2 protein-coding genes are annotated in these 3,934 nt (G+C 71.0%); both read right to left on the bottom strand.

From position 1 onward, the window contains the following. A partial coding sequence (locus tag ACWDEW_RS48735) for a condensation domain-containing protein (RefSeq protein ID WP_450522815.1) occupies positions 1–1,449 on the bottom strand: 1,449 nt, incomplete at its 3' end. Positions 1,450–1,577: 128 nt separating this feature from the next. Continuing rightward, positions 1,578–3,934, bottom strand: a 2,357-nt coding sequence (locus ACWDEW_RS48730) for a condensation domain-containing protein (protein WP_450522813.1), incomplete at its 5' end; no start/stop codon positions are given.

Genomic DNA, 3,934 nt, shown 5'->3' with positions numbered 1-3,934 from the left:
CCGGACCCACAACGCGGCCGCATCCGGCGTCCGCACCGCCCACCCACGGAACCGCCGCAGCACCGTCGACGCGTCCACATCCTGCGCGGTGGCGTTCCACTCCTCGACGACCGCGGACCGCTCAGCCTCGTCCAGCAACTCGACGTCGCTCAGCCGCAGTTGCGGATCGGCCGCTATCTGCTCCAACACCCTTACCAGCGAGGCCAGCACGCTTTCGGCACGGGCCCCGTCGAAGAGGTCGGGGCGGTAGTCGAGGTGCAGTTCCATCCGTTCGCCCGGGATGACGATCAGCCCCAGTGGGTAGTGACTGGCGTCCTGTGGGGCGCCGCCCGGCCCGATGACGAGCGTGTCCGGGTCGTACGGTGCCGGAGCGGCGGAGTGCGGGTAGTTCTCGTAGACGACGAGCGTGTCGAACTCGGCGCCTGGTCCGGCGAGTTGCTTGACCTCGGCCAATCCGAGGTACTGATGGCCCATCAGGTTCACTTGCCGGTCCTGGAGTTCGGACAGCAGGTCGGCCACGGACAGGTCACCGGCCAACTCGGCGCGCACCGGCAGGGTGTTGATGAACAACCCGATCAGCGACTCCGCACCCGGCAGATCGGCCGGCCGCCCGGCAACCGTCGTCCCGAACACCACATCCTGCCGTCCGGACAGGCGGGCCAGCACCAGAGCCCACGCACCCTGGACCACCGTCGCCATGGTGACGCCACTCTGACGGGCCACGTCGTTCAGCGCCCGCGTCAACTCCGCATCGCACTCGCCGAGGACCGTCTCGGGCCGCAGTGGCAGCCGGGCCGGGTTCGCGGGGACGACCAGGGTCGGTTCCTCCGCCCCCGCCAACTCCTCCCGCCACGCGGCGCGTGCCGCCTCCCGGTCCTGACGGCCGAGCCAGGCCAGGTAGTCGCGGTACGACCTGATCGGAGGCAGCGCCCCGGCATCCCCGTCCGCTCGGTACACCACCTCAAGCTCGTTCACCAGGATGGGCAACGACCAGCCGTCGAGCACGATGTGATGGGTCGTCAGTACCAGCCGATGACGCCGTTCGCCCAGGCGCAGCAGCAGCAACCGCAGCAACGGACCGCGCGCAACATCGAAGCCGGCCGCGAGTTCGGCCCCGGACAACCGGGCCGCCTCGGACTCCACAGCGGCCTCGGGCAGGCCGCTCAGATCGACCTCATGCCACGGCAGCTCCACCTCTCGCGCGATGACCTGCACCGCCTCACCCGACTTGCGCCGGCGAAAACTGGCCCGCAAGGTCCCGTGGCGGGCGATCAGCCCCTCCCAGGACCGGCGGAGACGGTCGACGTCGAGCGGTCCGTCGAGGGCCAGGGCCCGTTGGCCCGCGTACACGTCGGAGGCCTCGTCCCCGAGGGACGCGTGGAACAGCAGCCCCTCCTGAAGCGGCGACAGCGGCCATATGTCTTCGATGGCGGTCCGGGTCCGGGTCATCGCGTACGTCTCCTCACAGCGGTTCGCAACTTCGGTTCGGCGGCAGGGACAGAGCGGTGGGGATGGGTCGGCAGTGAGCGGTGCTCAGTTGTCGGGGGGGACGGAGGTCGAGGGGCAGTGGCCGGGAATCAGAGGTGGTCGTCGGCGAACTCGGCCTCCAGATCGTCGACTTCGTCCTGGTCGAGATCGAGGAGTGAGAAGTCGGAGGGCGTGTGGCCGCCGGCCGACGGGTCGGCGGTGTGCGCGGCGAGGCCGTTCAGCAGCCCTAGCCAGGCCTGCCCCAACTCCTGTACGTCGGTCTCGTCCAGCAGCGCGGCGGGCCAGCTCAGGGTGAGCGTCAACTCCGGGCCGCTCGCGGTGTCCGCGACCACGGCACCCACATCGAGCGCGTGCAGCACCGGCATGCCCGGATCGGCAGCGCCTCCGACGGCCGTGTCCCCGGCCGACTGCCACGGCTCGGCCGAACTCGTCCCGGCACCACCGGCGGTCGCGAACCGGCCCAGGTAGTTGAACCCGACCTGCGGCACCGGCAGGGCCGCCAGCTCCGGCGCTGTCTCTGGATTCAGGTGACGCAACAGGCCATGGCCGAGCCCGTCTCCGGGCACCGCCTGCACCTGCTCCTTCACCCGCTTCACCAGCACACCAGCCGCCGCACCGCCGGCCGTAGCCTCAGTCAGGTCCACACCGGAGGCGTCCAGCCGTACCGGATAGGCGGCGGTGAACCAGCCCACCGTCCGCGACAGATCCATCCCCGCCGACAACGGCTCGCGGCCATGCCCCTCGACCTCCACCAGGAACCCGCCCGGCTCAGCCCCGATGCCCGGCCGCCACCCCGCCACCGCACCGGCCAGCGTCGCCAGCAGCACCTCATGCAGACCGCAGTGGAACACCCCCGGCACCTCACCGACGAGCACCACGGACTCACCCACCGGAACCGACCAGGAGCAACGCCGCAAGGACGCAACCGTGTCGACGGCCGGGTCCAGGGCGCGGCGGCCGATCAGCGGCTCACCGGCGGTGCCCACCAGCTCGACCCAGTTCGCCAACTCCCCGACCCGCTGCGGGTCTTCCGCCGACCGCTCCAACTCCCGGGCCCAGGTGCGGAAGGAGGTCGGCGCCGGTTCGAGGACCGGTCGCCGGCCAACGGCCGCCGCCTCGCACACGGTTCCCAGATCCTGCGCCAGGACGCGCCACGACACCCCGTCGACCGCCAGGTGATGAGCCGCCAGCACAATCCGACCACCCCGGCCCGGCCCGGCATCCACCCACACCACCTGCAGCATCACCCCGGCCGCCGGATCCAACCGCGCCACCGCAGGCCGAGCGGCCTCCACCGCCAGCCGGTCCAACTCACCCTCAGCAAGGCCTACGGCATCCACCCGGACCACCAGCCCGGACGCGTCGATCCCAACTGCCTCCGAAACCAGCAGTGTCCGAAGGTCGCTCCCGGTCCGGGCCCGGAGCATCCCGTGCGCCCGCAGCAGCGCCTCCACTCCTGACGCCAGCACATCCAGACCCAGCCCGGCCGGCGCACCGATCACCGTCCACTGCGCGAACTCGCCCCGCAGCGCGTGCGCGCCCATCGACCGCATCGCCGGGGTCCACGGCACCTCACCGACACCCGTGTCCGCCCTCTGCCCCGCCGCCCCACCGGCCACCGTGACCGCCACCAGCGCCAACCGTTCCGGCGTCTTCTCCTCGAACACCTGCCGCGGCGAAACGGTCCACCCTGCGGCACGGGCCCGGGAAGCGAGCTGCATCGACATGATCGAATCGCCGCCCAAGTCGAAGAACCCGTCCCCGACCCCGACCACCTCCAGCCCCAACACCTCGGCGAACAGGGCGCAGAACACCTTCTCGGCAGGCGTCTCCGCAGCCCGACCGGCACTCACCGCGGCTTCCGGCGTCGGCAGGGCGGAGCGGTCGATCTTGCCGTTGACGGTCAGCGGGAACGTGTCGAGTACGACGACTGCCGACGGAACCATGTACTCGGGCAGGCGAGTTGCGGCGAAGGCCCGCAGCGTTTCGGCGTCCGCGTCCCCGACGACGTATCCGATCAGCCGTCCGTCGCGCGCCAGCACCACGGCCCGCTCGACCTGTGCATGGGCGGCCAACACCGTCTCGACCTCGCCGAGTTCGACGCGGAACCCCCGGATCTTCACCTGCGCGTCCGCACGCCCCACGAACTCCAACTGCCCGCCCGAAGTCCAGCGAGCCAGGTCACCGGAGCGATACATCCGCCCCGTGCCGTCACCGAAGGGACAGGCCACGAACCGCTCCGCCGTCAGATCCGCACGACCGATATAGCCGCGGGCCAGACCCTCCCCCGCGATGTACAACTCCCCCGCCACGCCCACCGGCACAGGCCGCAGGAACGTGTCCAGCACGTAGGTACGGACATTCGGCAGCGGGCGTCCAATCGCCGGTGGCGCGTCCTCACCGGTGATGCCCTCCTCCAACAGGACGGCAGTGGTGATGACGGTGG

The organism is Streptomyces sp. NPDC001100 (genome assembly GCF_053598575.1).
The sequence above is the reverse complement of the archived record's forward strand: the minus strand, read 5'-3'. Positions and strand labels throughout refer to the sequence as shown.